Below are 13,983 nucleotides of genomic sequence, written 5' to 3'. Positions count from 1 at the left end.
GCCGCGGAGAGCGCACTCAGGGCGACGGGGAGGGGACAACGGGTGTCTGCCGACGGGACGCGGACGTGGAGACGGACCTGGGGGCAGGGCATCGCCCGCCCCCGCCGCTCGGTGCTCGCAGCGGCGCTGCTCATGGCGTCACTTGCCGGACTGTGGTTGCTGTACGAGGTCCAGCCGCTGCCGATGTCCGATCTGGCGGTCTACCGCGCCGAGGGCCAGGCGGCCTCGGGCGGCGGCGATCTCTACGGTTTCACGGTCACCAAGTGGGCACTTCCGGCCACCTATCCGCCCTTCGCGGCCGTGCTCTTCATACCGACCACCTGGCTCTCGCTCGGCACCCTCGAAGTCGTCGGTGTGCTCGTCAACGCGGCCCTCCTCGCGCTGCTGATCCACCTCTCCTGCAAGGCCGCCGGTCTGCGCAAGGCCGCCTGCGCCGCGCCCGTCATCCTCGCCGCCACCGCGCTCGGCCTCTGGCTGGAGCCGGTCTTCCAGACCTTTGTCTTCGGGCAGGTCAACCTCGTCCTGACCTGCCTGGTCCTGTGGGACCTCTCCCGTCCGGACGGGGCCCGCTTCAAGGGGTTCGCCACCGGCATCGCGGCGGGCATCAAGCTCACGCCCGCGATCTTCGGCGTCTATCTCCTCGTCACCGGCCGGGTGAAGGCCGCCTTCACGGTCCTCGGCGGGTTTCTGGCCTCGGTACTGCTGGGCTGGCTGGTTCTGCCCACCGCGAGCATCGAATTCTGGACACGGCGGATGTTCGAGACCGGCCGGGTCGGCAAGGTATGGATCATCGACAACCAGTCCCTCCAGGGCCTGATCGCCCGCGTGCTGCACAACCCCGAGCCCGGCCTCCTCTGGGCGGTGCCCGCGCTGCTGACCGCCGCGGCCGGGCTCTACGCCGCCCGCCGGGTGTATGTGCGGCGCGGCCTGGACGGCTGGGGTGTGCTGTGTACGGCCGTCACGGCGCTGCTGGTCTCGCCGATCAGCTGGTCCCACCACTGGGTCTGGTGTGTGCCGCTGCTGGTCGCGCTCGCCGCCCACACCCGGCGCAGCCCGTGGCGCAGGGCGCTGCTGGCCGCCGTCACCCTCGCCTTCACCGCCCGCACGATGTGGATCGTCCCGCACTCCGGCGATCTCGACCTGCACTTCTCGTGGTGGCAGCAGCCGTTCGCGGCCCCGTATCCGCTGCTCGGTCTCGCCCTGCTGGCGGCCGTGCTCCGGTGGACGCGGCAGCCCGCCGGCGCGCCCGGCCCCGCCGGGGCGCCGGGCGGCCGAGTGCCGACGCCGCGCGCCGAGCAGGAGCTGCCCAGCCGGTCCCGGGCGGTCTGAGCCGGGACCCGCCGGGCGGCGTCCGCCGAGGGCGCCGGCTCAGACGTCCTCGTCCGCCGCCAGCAGCTCATCCGCATCCACGATGCGGTACGCATAGCCCTGCTCGGCCAGGAAGCGCTGGCGGTGTGCCGCGAAGTCCTGGTCGATGGTGTCGCGCGCGACGACGGAGTAGAACCGCGCCTCGTGCCCGTCCGCCTTGGGACGCAGCACCCGGCCCAGCCGCTGGGCCTCCTCCTGGCGCGAGCCGAAGGTGCCGGACACCTGGATCGCGACCGTGGCCTCCGGAAGGTCGATGGAGAAGTTCGCGACCTTGGAGACGACGAGCACCGAGATCTCGCCCTCCCGGAAGGCGCCGAAGAGCTTCTCGCGCTGCGCGTTGGTGGTCTCGCCCTTGATCACCGGCGCGTCCAGATGCTCGCCCAGCTCGTCCAGCTGGTCGATGTACTGCCCGATGACCAGCGTCTGCTCGCCCTGGTGCCGGCGGACCAGCGCCTCGGTCACCTTCTGCTTGCTGGCGGTGGTCGCACAGAAGCGGTACTTCTCGTCGGTCTCGGCCGTCGCATACGCCAGCCGCTCCGAGTCGGTCAGATTGACCCGGACCTCGACACAGTCCGCTGGGGCGATGTACCCCTGTGCCTCGATCTCCTTCCAGGGCGCGTCGAAGCGCTTGGGCCCGATGAGCGAGAAGACGTCCGACTCCCGGCCGTCCTCGCGCACCAGGGTCGCGGTGAGCCCCAGCCGCCGCCGCGCCTGCAGATCGGCGGTGAACTTGAAGACCGGTGCGGGCAGCAGATGCACCTCGTCATAGATGACCAGACCCCAGTCCCGGGAGTCGAACAGCTCCAGGTGCGGGTAGACGCCCTTCCGCTTGGTCGTCAGCACCTGGTACGTGGCGATGGTGACCGGCCGGATCTCCTTCTTCGTCCCGCTGTACTCGCCGATCTCGTCCTCGGTCAGCGAGGTCCGCTTCACCAGCTCGTGCTTCCACTGCCGGGCCGAGACCGTATTCGTCACCAGGATCAGCGTGGTCGCCTGGGCCTGCGCCATCGCACCCGCCCCGACCAGCGTCTTTCCCGCGCCGCACGGCAGCACGACCACACCCGAGCCGCCGTGCCAGAAGCCCTCGACCGCCTGCTGCTGATACGGCCGCAGCGCCCAGCCGTTCTCGTCCAGCGCGATCGGGTGCGCCTCCCCGTCGACGTAGCCGGCCAGGTCCTCGGCCGGCCAGCCCAGCTTGAGCAGCGTCTGCTTGATCTGCCCGCGCTCCGACGGGTGCACCACGACGGAATCCGGGTCCAGCCGCGCGCCGACCAGCGGCTGCACCTTCTTCGACCGGAGGATCTCCTCCAGCACGGGGCGGTCGGTGGTGGTCAGCACCAGCCCGTGGGTGGGGTGCTTGGCGAGCGTGAGGCGTCCGTAGCGCGACATCGTCTCGGCGATGTCGACGAGCAGCGCATGCGGCACCGGATACCGCGAGAACTGCACCAGCGCGTCGACGACCTGCTCGGCGTCGTGCCCGGCCGCCCGCGCGTTCCACAGTCCGAGCGGCGTCACCCGGTAGGTATGGATGTGCTCCGGCGCCCGCTCCAGCTCGGCAAAGGGCGCGATGGCCCGCCGGCAGGCGTCCGCCAGCTCATGGTCCACCTCCAGCAGCAGCGTCTTGTCGCTCTGGACGATGAGGGGTCCGTTCACGCGCCTCGCCTTTCGCTACCCGGCCGGCGGCCGCCGGGGACCGGCCGCAGACCTCGACCGTTGATCACGACCGCAGACATCGACCGCACATACGGCCAAACGTCCAGTGTGCCGCATTGCCGCGGCGGCCGTCAGCGATGGACGGCGGGCCCTTGTGCGACAAGGGGGGAGCGCCGGCCGGCGTCAACGGCGGCCGGGTCGGCAGCGGCGTCCCGCACCGGCCCGCTTCTCAGACCGAGTCGTCCGCCAGCTCCGCCACACCCGTGATCCGGTGCAGCGGGTAGGTACGGACCTCGTCGGAGGTGTGGTCGTAGGCCGTCACAAAGCCGCCTTCGACGCGTACGGGCGCGATGACGCGCTGGCTGGCGGCGCCGTCGGCGTTGACGTAGCCGATCCACAGCGCGGAGTGGGTCAGGACCGCGGCCTGCATGGTGGCGAGGGTCTCGGAGGAGGTGGTGCGGGGGAGGGCGCCGGGGGCCGGAGCGGGAGCGTGGACGGGCTTGCGTTCCGCGGTGGCGGCGAGGTCGCCGGCCCGGATGGCACGGACCGCCGCGGCGAGCAGGGTCGGGTCGGGGGACGGCGGGCCGTCCGGCACCGGGGCGGGCGCGGTGCGCGGCGGGGTGCGGTGGGTGTCGGCGCGGGCGATCAGGACGTCACCGGCGGCGGACTCGGCGGCCGGGGCGTAGCCCATCGCCCGGAGCCCGTCGAGGAGTTGGTCGGGGGAGGTCTGGGCGGCGAGCACGGTCGGGGCGAGCCGGCGCAGCCGCAGGGGGGCGGCGCGGCGGTCGGCGAGGATCTCGGAGAGCAGCGCGTCGTCGTCACAGCGGACGTAGGCGGTGGCCGCGCCGATCCGCAGCCGGCCGTGCTTACGGGCCACATCGTCGATGAGGTAGGCGAGTGGCTGGGGGACCGGGGTGCGGGAGTGGGTGGTGAGGAATTCCTGCAGCTCGGCGGCGGAGCGTCCGGCGTCCAGGGCACGGCGTACCGAGGAGGGGGTGAAGCGGTAGACCGTCGCACCGCCCTTGGACTCGATGTCGGCGAGTACGCCGAGCGCCTCGGCGAGCGGGCGGCGCAGCGGCCCGGGGGCGACGGCGGTCAGGTCCGCCTGGAGGAGGACGTGGTCGACGGGTGCGGGGAGCAGAGGGGCGAGGAGGGCGGCGGCGCGGGTCGCGGCGGCGTCGGTGTCCCCGGGGGTGGGGGCCGCGGCGGCCTGCGAGGAGCTGTCGATCAGGGCGCGGCCGTGGGTGGAGAGTGCGCCACGGCCGGTCACGCCCAGCAACTCGGCTTCGGTCAGGGTCCCTTGGGCGAGGCGCGAGCGGAGGTCGTCGCCGGGCGCGGAACCGGCCGGGCCGGGCAGGTGTGCTGCGCCGTCGACGGCGGCCGGCGCCCGGCCCGCGGCCGGTGCCGGAACCTGGCCGGCGACCGCGCCGCTGCGCAGCGGACGCTCCCACCGCAGCCGGGACAGGACCGCCGTCGCCGGTACGGAGGCGCCCGGCGGCAGGGTGGCGAGGAGGGCGAGGGCGCGGCGGCGGACCTCGGGGGCCGGGGAGCGGTCGAGGTGCGGGCCGAGGGCGGCCAGTGCGCGGCCCTTGGCGTCGGCGGTGCCGACGACACCCGGGGTGCGGGTCGCGGAGAGCCAGCCGGCCGCCAGCTGGGCCCAGCGCTCGTGGTCGGGCAGCTGCAGCCACTCCTCGGCGGCCGGTGTGGCCGCGAACCGCTCGTCGGCCTCGCCGTCGGAGGCGATCAGCCCGGCCCCGTAGGCGAGTTCGAGCCAGAAGGCGGCGAGCTGCTCGGTGGTGTCCAGGGCGGCGGCGGTCCGCTTGAGGTCGCGCACGCTCATACCGCCGGCGCGCAGGACGGCAGGACCGCCCAGGTCCCACTCCTTGAGCAGCTCCTCGACGGTCGCCAGCGCGGTGAACGCCTGGCTTGCGGCGGCGTTGTCCACAAGCTGTGGATCGCGTTCCGTGGCGGGGGAGAGCGCGGGCGGGACCGGCTCGGGGGTGTGATGTGCGCGCCCGGCGCGCAGATGGAGCGCCGCTTCCCGCGGCAGTACGACATTGCGGGCGCCCGCCGGGATCAGCAGGCCCCGGTCCAGCAGCCACAGCAGGTGCGGGGCCGGCCGCTCGGTGACCCCGCCGTACGGCGGGCCCCACAGCAGCTTGTCGAGGACGGCGACGGACTCGGCGGGCGCGGTGTCGAGCAGCGCCGCCATCCGGGCGCGGTCGGAGAAGAGCCCGGTGAGCGCGGCGGCCGCGGTGACCGGATCGTGGGTGGCGGGCAGTCCGGCCGCGGCGAGGATGTCCTGCAGCCGCCCCGGCGACATACCGGACATGGCCTCGGCGACGGTCGGGCCCAGGCCGGTCGGCGACGGATGCGTGGCGCTGGGGCTGAGCAGCTCACGGGCCGTACGCACCAGCCGCAGCCGGTCGTCCGGGCCCCACACCAGCGCCTGCGCCCGCAGCTCCGCCACCGCCCGGGGCAGCTCGGCGGCGACCGCCGCGTCCCCGGCGTCCCCGGCCATCAGCGCACCCAGCGTGTCGTACGGGCACGGGTCGGGCGCCACCGCCAGCGCCTCGGCGGCCTGCAGCACGAACCGGTCGAGCCGCTCCACCGCGCGGACGACCGACGCCCGCGTCCCGGCCCGGGTGGCGAGCTGGGTGACATCGCCCGGCACCGGATTGAGCAGGTCGGGCCGTGCCCGCAGCAGCCCGATCAGCCCGCTGTCGGCGCGGGTCCTGAGCTCCTCGGCGAGGGTGCGGGGTGTACCGGTCATTCGTCCTACGTTAGCGGGGTGGGGCGGGACGGGGGACCGAGCGGCGGCATGCCGTCCACGGAGCGCCGCCGCGCCACGCCTGCGCCACCCCGCCCCGACCCCCGCGGCCTCCGGCCCGGCGGCCGGCCGAAGCGGTACCGTCGGGGCAGCAACCAGCGGACGCCGCAGGGGATTTCGTGGGGATCGAGAGCGATCAGCTCGTCTATGACTATCTGAGCCGGGTGGGCGACCTGGCCCAGCAGCGGGGACTGCCCGCCGCCACGCGGATGCGGCTGGTCACCGGGCTCCGGGCCGAGATAGACGGACAGCAAGCAGATTCGGTATCCGGTGTGAAGCGGCTGCTGGCGCGGCTGGGCACGCCGGAGGCGGTGGTCGCGGCCGCGGGGAGCACGGACGACCGGGTGCCGGGGGCTTCCTGGGGCGGCCCGGCGACGCGCCAGGGGCCGGATGCCGGGAGCGCCCCCGAAGCGGGGCCCGCCGTGCCGGTCGGCCGGTCGCCCGCGCAGCCGTCGCAGCCCGCTGAGCCGCCACGCCCGTGGACCGCCGCGCGCGAGAAGCTCACCGGTCTCGCCTGGCGCGGCGGGCTGACGGGCAAGCCGCCCGCGAACGGCAAGGACGCCCCGCACGGCACGGTGCCCGCCCCGCGCGACGGGGGGCCGGACACCGCGCCGTCCGTCGGTCTGCCGCCGCATCTGGCCGGCTCGGACGAACTGGGCGACGCCGGTGACGCGCCCGACTGGTGGCGGGTGGAGCCGGCGCCGTTCGGGCCGGGGGAGACCGTGCCAGGGTTCGTCGGCGGGATCGAGATCCCCGAGATATGGGACCGGCCGAAGAACGACCCCCTCTCGTTGAAGAAGGACGGCGCCGAGGAGGACGAGGAGCCGGGCGCCGACGACGGCGGCGCGGCGCCGACGGCACGTCCACTGCGACGGCTGGTCCGGCGGGTGCTCGGCCGGCGGCGCGGGGCCGGGGCGGCGCCCGCGGCCGAAGCCGGGGAGGACGTCGTGGCGGCGCCGGTCCGGGCGCCGCTCAGCCCGGTGCTGGCGCTGGCCGTGGTCCTGCTGGTGGCCGGTGCGGCGCTGGGGTCGTGGCTCGCGCTGGCGGGCGGCTGGGGGCTCGCCTACGTATCGCGGCGGCTGAGCCGGGCCGAGGCCAAGTTCGCGGCGCTCGGCGTGCCGGGGACCGTCGTCGGCGCTCTGGTGGTGTGGCTGTGGGGCCGGTTCGACGGGCGCTGGGGCGAGCCGATCGCACAGGGGCGGCTGGGGCAGGAGATGCTCGACGGGTTGCCGGGAGTGGTGCGGGTGGCGGCGGTCGCCTCGGCGCTGTTCCTGGTGTGGCGGATGCGGCGGGTGCCGCGGTGAGGGGGCGGGGTCAGGGGCCTTTCCGGCCGGGGATGCCGCCGCAGGCACAATGGCAGGCATGGCTGCGCACTCCCTCACGGTCGGCTTCGACCTCGACATGACGCTGATCGACTCCCGCCCCGGCATCAAGGCCGCGTATCAGGAGCTCTCGGCCAGGACCGGCACCTTCGTCGACGCCGACCTCGCGGTGACCCGGCTGGGGCCCCCGCTGGAGCAGGAGATCCGCCAGTGGTTCCCCGAGGAGCGGGTGGCGGAGATCGCCGGCCTCTACCGCGAGCTGTATCCGGAGCACGCGGTCGCGGCGTCGCCCGCCCTGCCCGGCGCCCGTGAGGCCCTCGCCGCGGTGCATGCGGCGGGCGGCCGGGTGATCGTGGTGACGGCGAAGTACGAGCCCAACGCCAAGCTGCACCTGGAACACCTCGGCCTCGACGTGGACGCCCTCTGCGGCTCCCTGTGGGCGGAGGGCAAGGCCGAGGCGCTGCGCAAGCACCACGCCCAGGTCTACGTCGGCGATCATCTCGGCGACGTCGTGGGGGCGCACACCGCGGGCGCGTTGTCCGTCGCGGTCGCCACCGGCCCGTGCGATGCCACGGAGTTGCGCAACGCCGGTGCCGAGGTGGTACTCGCGGACCTGACGGAGTTTCCGTCCTGGCTGGCGCGCTATGTGGCGGAGGGCGCGGACGGGGGCGACGGCGCCGCCACCTGACGGCGCCGAGCGGTGGCGGAACGGATCACTCCGGCCGCGGCGATCAGAAAGCCGAGACCCATCAGCATGCACAGCCAGTAGAAGACGGACGGCAGCGGTTCGGTCCCGAGGAACAGCGGCGCCACCGTGGCGAGAGTGGCCACTGCGCCAACTAGGAACATGATCGCGCCGATTCGGACCAGCAGATCCCCGGCCTGGGGAGTTTCGTCAGACACCTGACCAGGGTAAGTCCGGGCCAGAAGCACTGAGGATCCACCCGGCGGCGTCTTGTCACCGGCCTTGGGACCATTAGCCTTGGTGACGGCGGGTCCTGCGGCCCGCTGCACTGCTCTCCAGCCCCTCTTCCGCTCTCGGCTCCGCCGGGCGGGAGACCCCCAGCCCGCAGTTTCCGCAGGAGACCCGGCCCAAGTTTTTTCCAACGAGTACGAGGACGAGGACAGACGTGCCTACCGGCAAGGTCAAGTGGTTCAACAGTGAGAAGGGCTTCGGCTTTCTCTCCCGCGATGACGGCGGTGACGTCTTCGTGCACTCGTCGGTGCTGCCCGACGGCGTAGCCGCACTCAAGCCTGGCCAGCGCGTCGAATTCGGCGTCGTCGCGGGCCAGCGCGGCGACCAGGCGCTGACCGTGACGCTCCTCGACCCCGCACCCTCGGTAGCCGCGGCGCAACGCCGCAAGCCCGATGAACTCGCCTCGATCGTCCAGGACCTGACCACGCTCCTGGAGAACGTCACCCAGCAACTGGAGCGCGGCCGCTACCCGGACAAGGTGCACGGCGCGAAGATCGCCGGCATGCTGCGCGCCGTCGCCGACCAACTGGACGTCTGAGCACGCCTGCCCGTGGGCGGCGGCAACCAGCCGTCACGCGCGGCACACCTCACACGAAACTCAACGCATCGCGGCCGAGGGGCGGAACCAGCCCCTCGGCCGCGGCGCGGGTGAGCAGCCCGCGCACCGCGGCATAGCCGTCCTCGCCGAGGTCGGCGGTGAACTCGTTGACGTACAGCCCGATGTGCTGGTCGGCGACCCTCGGATCCATCTCCTGGGCGTGCTCCAGGACGTACGGCCGGGAGGCCTCGGGATCGTCCCAGGCCATCAGCACGGAGCTGCGGACCGCCGCCGCGAGGTCGCGCAACGCCCGTTCGCCCAGCGACCGCTTGGCGATGATCGCGCCGAGCGGGATCGGCAGGCCGGTGGTGAGCTCCCAGTGCTCGCCCATGTCGGCCAGGCACACCAGGCCGTAGTTCTGGTACGTGAAGCGCGCCTCGTGAATGACCAGGCCCGCATCGACCTTGCCGTCGCGTACGGCCGGCATGATCTCGTGGAACGGCAGCACCACGATCTCCCCGACCCCGCCCGGCACCTCGGCCGCCGCCCACAGCCGGAACAGCAGATACGCGGTGGACCGCTCACTGGGCACCGCGACCGTCTTGCCCGCCAGATCCGCCGCCGGGCCCTGCTCCCTGGTCAGCACCAGCGGCCCGCAGCCGCGCCCCAGCGCCCCGCCGCAGGGCAGCAGCGCATAGTCCTTGAGCACCCACGGCAGCACCGCGTACGACACCTTCAGCACATCGAACTCACCGCGCTCGGCCATGCCGTTGGTGAGGTCGATATCGGCGAAGGTGACCGCCAGCTCCGGCGCGTCCGGGACGCGGCCGTGCGCCAGCGCATCGAAGACGAAGGTGTCGTTCGGGCACGGCGAGTACGCGATGTTCAGCGGCCGGGTCACGGGGTCCTCCTCAGGGACGTGGGGGTCCCCCGCGTGAGCGAAGTCGAGCGTGGGGGAGGGTCCGGAGCCGGTCCGGTGGCGGCCGTCAGGGCTCCGGGAAGCGTACGGAAGGCACCGGTCAGGGCGGTGAGCGCGGCGCCGATCCGCCAGGCGCCGCGGTCGCGGGGGCCGACGGCGTTGGAGACCGTACGGATCTCCAGCACCGGCACACCGTGTGCGGCGGCCGCCTCGGCGACCCCGAAGCCCTCCATCGCCTCGGCCAGCACGCCCGGGTGACGCACCGCCAGCTCGGCGGTGCGGGCCGCGCTGCCGGTGACGGTGGAGACGGTCACGACGGTGCCTGCCGCCGCACCGGCCGCCGCGGCGACGGCCTTGACCAACGCCGGGTCGGGACGGTGCGCCACCGTCCCGAAGCCGAGTTCGGTGACCGGGGTGAAGCCGTCGGGGGTTTCGGCGCCCAGGTCGGCCGCGACGATCGCGTCCGCGACCACCACGGAGCCCAGCGGTGCGCCGGGTGCGAAGCCGCCGCCGATACCGGCCGAGACGACCAGGTCGTACGGCGCTCCGGCGAGCGTGGCGGCGGTCAGCGCGGTGGCCGTGCCGGCGGCCGCGGCGGCCGGACCGACACCGGCGGCCAGCACATCGAGCGCCACCGGCGCACCCGCCGCACGGCGCAGCGCGTACCCGCCGGGCAGTGCCGTCTCGTCGCAGGGCCCCGCCGCGGCAGCCACCGCGTCGCGCTCGGCGGCTACCGCCGTGACGACCAGGACCCGCATCGGCCGGCTCTCCCGCCCTAGTCCTTCTGCTTCAGGGTGAAGTGCCACAGGGTCTTGGGACCGTCGCTGCCGCTCAGCTCCGCGACCTGGAGGGTGACGTCCTTGGAGTAGGAGGTCTGACCGGTCTGCGGGTTCTGCTGCATGAACAGGGTGTCCGCGTCGAAGCTGCGGTACGTCTGCTTGCTGGGCTCGCGCATGACCGGGCCGGCGCCGATGACGATCCAGCCGGACTTGGCGACCTCCGGGTCGACGCCGACGCGCACCTTCTCGCCGGGGTGGACGGTGATCGTCTTGCCGCCCTTCTTGGTGATGCAGGAGGTGACGGCCTTCTTGGAGAGAACCTTGCCGTCGCCGTCGCAGCCGGGGGTCGCCTCGGCCTGCACCGTCGTCGAGCCGACGGTCACGGTCGCGAGCGACGTCGGCTTCTCGCAGGCGGAGAGGGTGAGGAGACCCAGGGACACGGCACCGATGGCGGCAGCGGCACGGCGGCCCTTGCCCCAGGAGATCAACGCAACGGTCATACGGGCAGGCTATCTGGCGCCCCAGCTCACACCACGCCCGGGTACGGCGTGCCGCGTTGCCCGTCGGGTGTCAGGCCACCCGGGGGGTCGATGTAGCGCCCCGCCGGGCCGCGCTCAGCAGTCCGCGTACGGCCAGCACCACGCCCAGTGCCACCAGTCCGGAGGCCACCGCCATCCCCACCGTGCCGATCAGCGGCAGACAAATCCCGATCGCGCCGCCCACCACCCACGACATCTGCAGCGCCGTCTCGGACCGGGCGAACGCGGAGGTGCGCACCTCCTCCGGCACATCGCGCTGGATCATCGCGTCCAGCGACAGCTTCGCCAGCGCCTGGCACAGCCCCGCGGTGGCCGCCGCCGCGGGCACCACGACCACCGCCATCACCGGGTAGAACACCGCCGCCAGCACCGTCGCGCACAGCGCCAGCCCCAGCATCGCCGCGATGATCGGCTCCGGCCCGCGGGCCTTCAGCCAGGCGCCGACCGCCGTCCCCAGCGCGTTTCCGGTACCGGCCGCCACCACCACCAGCCCCAGCGAGGCCGCCGCGCCCAGCCCGCCCAGCGGATGCTCGCGCAGCATGAACGCCAGGAAGAACGTCAGGAACCCGGAGAGTGCCCGCAGACAGGCATTGGCCTGCAGACCGTGCAGCACCGACGGCCCGACCGTACGCAGCCCCGGCTTCCGCTGTCCGCCCGCCGACCGGGCCGATGCCTCCCGGGACGCCAGCCGGGCCCGGCGCTCGCCCTTCGCGGAGTCGACCTTGTGCGGCAGGGAGAATGACAGGAAGGTCCCGGCGGCGAACACCACACACGCCCCGTACAGCGGCCAGCCCGGCCCGAGCAGCTGCAGTCCGGCACCCATCGGCGCCGCCACCCCGGTCGCCAGCAGCCCCGCGAGCGTCACTCGCGAGTTGGCCTTGACCAGCGAAATCCGCGGTGGCAGCAGCCGCGGCACCACCGCGCTGCGGACCACGCCGTACGCCTTCGACGCCACCAGCACCCCCAGCGCCGCCGGATACAGCTGCAGCCCGCCGGTCGCCACCGCCCCCGACATCGTCAGCGCCAGCACCGCCCGCGCCAGCATCGCGCCCGCCATCGCCGCCCGGCGGCCGTGCGGCACCCGGTCCAGCAGCGGCCCGATCACCGGCGCGAGCAGGGCGAACGGCGCCATCGTCACCGCCAGATACAGCGCCACCCGGCCGCGGGCCTGGTCCGTCGGCACCGCGAAGAACACCGTCGAGGCCAGCGCGATGGTGATCATCACGTCGCCGGCGGAGTTCACCGCATGCAGCTCGATCAGCTTGCCCAGACCCGACTCGCCCGCGCCGTGCGCATGCGTGGCACGCCGCAGCCCCCGCGCCGCGCCGGTGAACGGTCTGTGCAGCGCACGGCCGACGACCCGGCCCGCCCGGCGGGCCCGGTTGTCCCCATGCCCGCCTCGCGTCGAGGCGCGCGACACCTGTGACGACTTCCCTGAGGTCCTGGACACCCTCGACACCTTCGACGCCCTTGCGGCAGCCACGTGGTCATAGTGCCCCAACTCGCCCAGGAGAGGGCACTTTCTCCGCGCTCCCGCGCGAGGCGCAGCGGCCCGCAGTCGCTGCCGCTGACATTTGCCCTCCCACCGAGGGGTCGTACACCGTTGAAGGGGTAGCGTGTGTAGCGCGCCACCGGCGGTCGTTTTTGGCCGCGTGCCTCCTCGCGATCCCGCAGAATGGGACGTAAGAGGTGCGCTCGACCGAAACGACCGGGCGCGGACGTCGACGCGGTCCCCTGGTCCGCTCCGCCCGCCCCGGTACCGCCGGTCGTCCGGACAGGACAAGGACAGCTACGGCTGGCGCACTCGTGAGACGGCGTAGAAGAGAGAATCGATTCTTGTGAGTGCTGCGATGCGAAGCCGTACCCCTGACCGCCTGTGCGCCGAGGCGGTCGACCTTGCCCGGGAGGCGGCGGAGGAGGCCGCACTGCCCGGCATGGTCGGCGAGCACCTCGATGCGGTGGCCGACGGGGACCGCGTCGTCACCCACCTCTTCGCCTGCAACGAAGCCGGCTACCGGGGCTGGCGCTGGGCCGTGACGGTCGCCAGGGCCTCCCGCGCCAAGATCGTCACGCTCGACGAGACGGTCCTGCTGCCCGGCCCCGACGCGCTGCTCGCACCGGAGTGGGTGCCGTGGAGCGAGCGGCTGCGTCCCGGCGACATGGGCCCCGGCGATCTGCTGCCCACCGAGGCCGATGACCTGCGTCTGGAGCCCGGTTTCACCGGCGAGGACGCCCCGCCGCCGAACTCCCCGGTCGCCGAGGGCATGGCCGCCGACGTCGCCGACTCCGAGGAGGCGGACGTCGTCCCGGGCTCGCCCGCCATCCAGCCCGCCCCCGAGCGCGGCAGCATCGCGGCGGTCGCCGAGGAGCTGGGCATGCGCCGGGCCCGGGTGCTGTCCCGCTACGGCCTGCACTCCGCCGCCGACCGCTGGGAAGATGCCTTCGGAGCCAAGACCCCCATGGCCCAGGCGGCCCCCGCCACCTGCGCGACCTGCGGCTTCCTCACCCCGCTCCCCGGCTCCCTGGGCCAGGCCTTCGGCGTCTGCGCCAATGAGTTCTCCCCGGCGGACGGGCGGGTCGTCTCCCTCGCGTACGGGTGCGGTGCGCACTCCGAGGCCGCCGTCATGCCGAAACCGCCGCGGCCAGCCGCGCCGGTTGTCGACGAGACGGTGGTCGAGCCGTTGTCGCTGCGTCCGGAGCGGGACGGGGGGTCGGTCGAGGAGACCGGGCCCGCCGAGGAGCTCGGCCACAGCTAGGCGCGCCGGCGCGCTGGGCCCCCGGCTCCACGTTGTTTTCTGCGGCGCCGTTTCGCGTCTCGTCTTTCGCGGGTCGCCTCCGGCGGGGGTGGGGGTGTTTGGGCGGGGGCCGCGTGTCGCCTTCGGCGGGGGTGGCGGTGTTGGGCGGGGGCCGCTCTTGCTGTGTGGTGGGTGCCGGTGGCGGGCCTCCGGGGGTGGGTGTGCGGACTGCTTCGCTTTACGTCCGAACACCACCCCAGCCGGGGGCTCTTATAAACAAATACCGACCCACCAGACAGAACAAGAAAAATTATTCCGTCTTGT

Annotated in this window: 12 protein-coding genes; 5 read left to right on the top strand and 7 right to left on the bottom strand. The window is 73.7% G+C overall.

What is annotated here, in order from left to right:
- Window positions 1-126: 126 nt before the first annotated feature.
- Window positions 127-1,329 (top strand): glycosyltransferase 87 family protein, encoded by a 1,203-nt coding sequence (locus ACWGI6_RS29980; protein WP_453270458.1) that lies wholly within the window; start codon window positions 127-129, stop codon window positions 1,327-1,329.
- Between the two features lie 39 nt (window positions 1,330-1,368).
- Here the strand turns inward: ACWGI6_RS29980 and ACWGI6_RS29975 are convergent, their stop codons facing one another.
- Together ACWGI6_RS29975 and ACWGI6_RS29970 are read right to left on the bottom strand one after the other, a co-directional pair.
- Window positions 1,369-3,021, bottom strand: a complete 1,653-nt coding sequence (locus tag ACWGI6_RS29975; protein WP_453270407.1) for a DNA repair helicase XPB — start codon at window positions 3,019-3,021, stop codon at window positions 1,369-1,371.
- Window positions 3,022-3,250: 229 nt separating this feature from the next.
- A complete protein-coding gene (locus ACWGI6_RS29970) occupies window positions 3,251-5,794 on the bottom strand; it encodes a helicase-associated domain-containing protein (RefSeq protein WP_453270406.1) in 2,544 nt (847 codons plus the stop codon).
- 176 nt (window positions 5,795-5,970) lie between these two features.
- Between ACWGI6_RS29970 and ACWGI6_RS29965 the strand changes: the two genes are divergently transcribed.
- Entirely contained in the window at window positions 5,971-7,155 is a 1,185-nt protein-coding gene (locus ACWGI6_RS29965; RefSeq protein ID WP_453270405.1) for a hypothetical protein, read from the top strand.
- Between the two features lie 58 nt (window positions 7,156-7,213).
- Window positions 7,214-7,861, top strand: coding sequence for an HAD family hydrolase (locus ACWGI6_RS29960; protein ID WP_453270404.1), 648 nt, complete (start codon window positions 7,214-7,216; stop codon window positions 7,859-7,861).
- Here ACWGI6_RS29960 and ACWGI6_RS29955 read toward each other — a convergent pair.
- Window positions 7,816-8,076 carry a hypothetical protein gene (locus ACWGI6_RS29955; protein ID WP_453270403.1) on the bottom strand — a complete coding sequence of 87 codons (261 nt, stop codon included), beginning with the start codon at window positions 8,074-8,076 and terminating at the stop codon, window positions 7,816-7,818. The two genes, ACWGI6_RS29960 and ACWGI6_RS29955, sit on opposite strands and share 46 nt — an antisense overlap.
- 227 nt (window positions 8,077-8,303) lie before the next feature.
- Between ACWGI6_RS29955 and ACWGI6_RS29950 the strand changes: the two genes are divergently transcribed.
- Window positions 8,304-8,687: a cold-shock protein gene (locus tag ACWGI6_RS29950; protein WP_018089689.1), complete on the top strand. Its 384-nt coding sequence runs from the start codon at window positions 8,304-8,306 to the stop codon at window positions 8,685-8,687.
- Between the two features lie 49 nt (window positions 8,688-8,736).
- On the opposite strand, the gene ACWGI6_RS29945 is transcribed toward ACWGI6_RS29950, so the two are convergent.
- From ACWGI6_RS29945 to ACWGI6_RS29930, 4 genes are all read right to left on the bottom strand, one after another.
- Window positions 8,737-9,588 (bottom strand): 1,4-dihydroxy-6-naphthoate synthase, encoded by an 852-nt coding sequence (locus tag ACWGI6_RS29945; RefSeq protein ID WP_393908521.1) that lies wholly within the window; start codon window positions 9,586-9,588, stop codon window positions 8,737-8,739.
- Entirely contained in the window at window positions 9,585-10,364 is a 780-nt protein-coding gene (locus ACWGI6_RS29940; RefSeq protein WP_453270402.1) for a futalosine hydrolase, read from the bottom strand. Before ACWGI6_RS29940 ends, ACWGI6_RS29945 begins: the two co-directional genes overlap by 4 nt.
- 17 nt (window positions 10,365-10,381) lie before the next feature.
- Window positions 10,382-10,885, bottom strand: a complete 504-nt coding sequence (locus ACWGI6_RS29935; RefSeq protein ID WP_453270401.1) for a hypothetical protein — start codon at window positions 10,883-10,885, stop codon at window positions 10,382-10,384.
- A 70-nt stretch (window positions 10,886-10,955) separates the two neighbouring features.
- Complete coding sequence (locus ACWGI6_RS29930) at window positions 10,956-12,344, bottom strand: MFS transporter (RefSeq protein WP_453270457.1); 1,389 nt, start codon at window positions 12,342-12,344, stop codon at window positions 10,956-10,958.
- Window positions 12,345-12,774: 430 nt separating this feature from the next.
- Here ACWGI6_RS29930 and ACWGI6_RS29925 point away from each other — a divergent pair, with 430 nt between their 5' ends.
- Window positions 12,775-13,680, top strand: coding sequence for a DUF3027 domain-containing protein (locus tag ACWGI6_RS29925; RefSeq protein WP_453270456.1), 906 nt, complete (start codon window positions 12,775-12,777; stop codon window positions 13,678-13,680).
- The last annotated feature ends 303 nt before the right edge of the window (window positions 13,681-13,983 follow it).

It is taken from the genome of Streptomyces sp. NPDC054786, from assembly GCF_053611685.1.
This window is presented reverse-complemented; position numbering and strand designations above follow the sequence as displayed.

What these genes read in the sequence shown, in the direction of transcription:
- ACWGI6_RS29970 (WP_453270406.1), bottom strand. Translation starts at nt 5,794, where the DNA reads ATGACCGGTACACCCCGCACCCTCGCCGAGGAGCTCAGGACCCGCGCC.
- ACWGI6_RS29960 (WP_453270404.1), top strand. Translation starts at nt 7,214, where the DNA reads ATGGCTGCGCACTCCCTCACGGTCGGCTTCGACCTCGACATGACGCTG.
- ACWGI6_RS29940 (WP_453270402.1), bottom strand. Translation starts at nt 10,364, where the DNA reads ATGCGGGTCCTGGTCGTCACGGCGGTAGCCGCCGAGCGCGACGCGGTG.
- ACWGI6_RS29935 (WP_453270401.1), bottom strand. Translation starts at nt 10,885, where the DNA reads ATGACCGTTGCGTTGATCTCCTGGGGCAAGGGCCGCCGTGCCGCTGCC.
- ACWGI6_RS29925 (WP_453270456.1), top strand. Translation starts at nt 12,775, where the DNA reads ATGCGAAGCCGTACCCCTGACCGCCTGTGCGCCGAGGCGGTCGACCTT.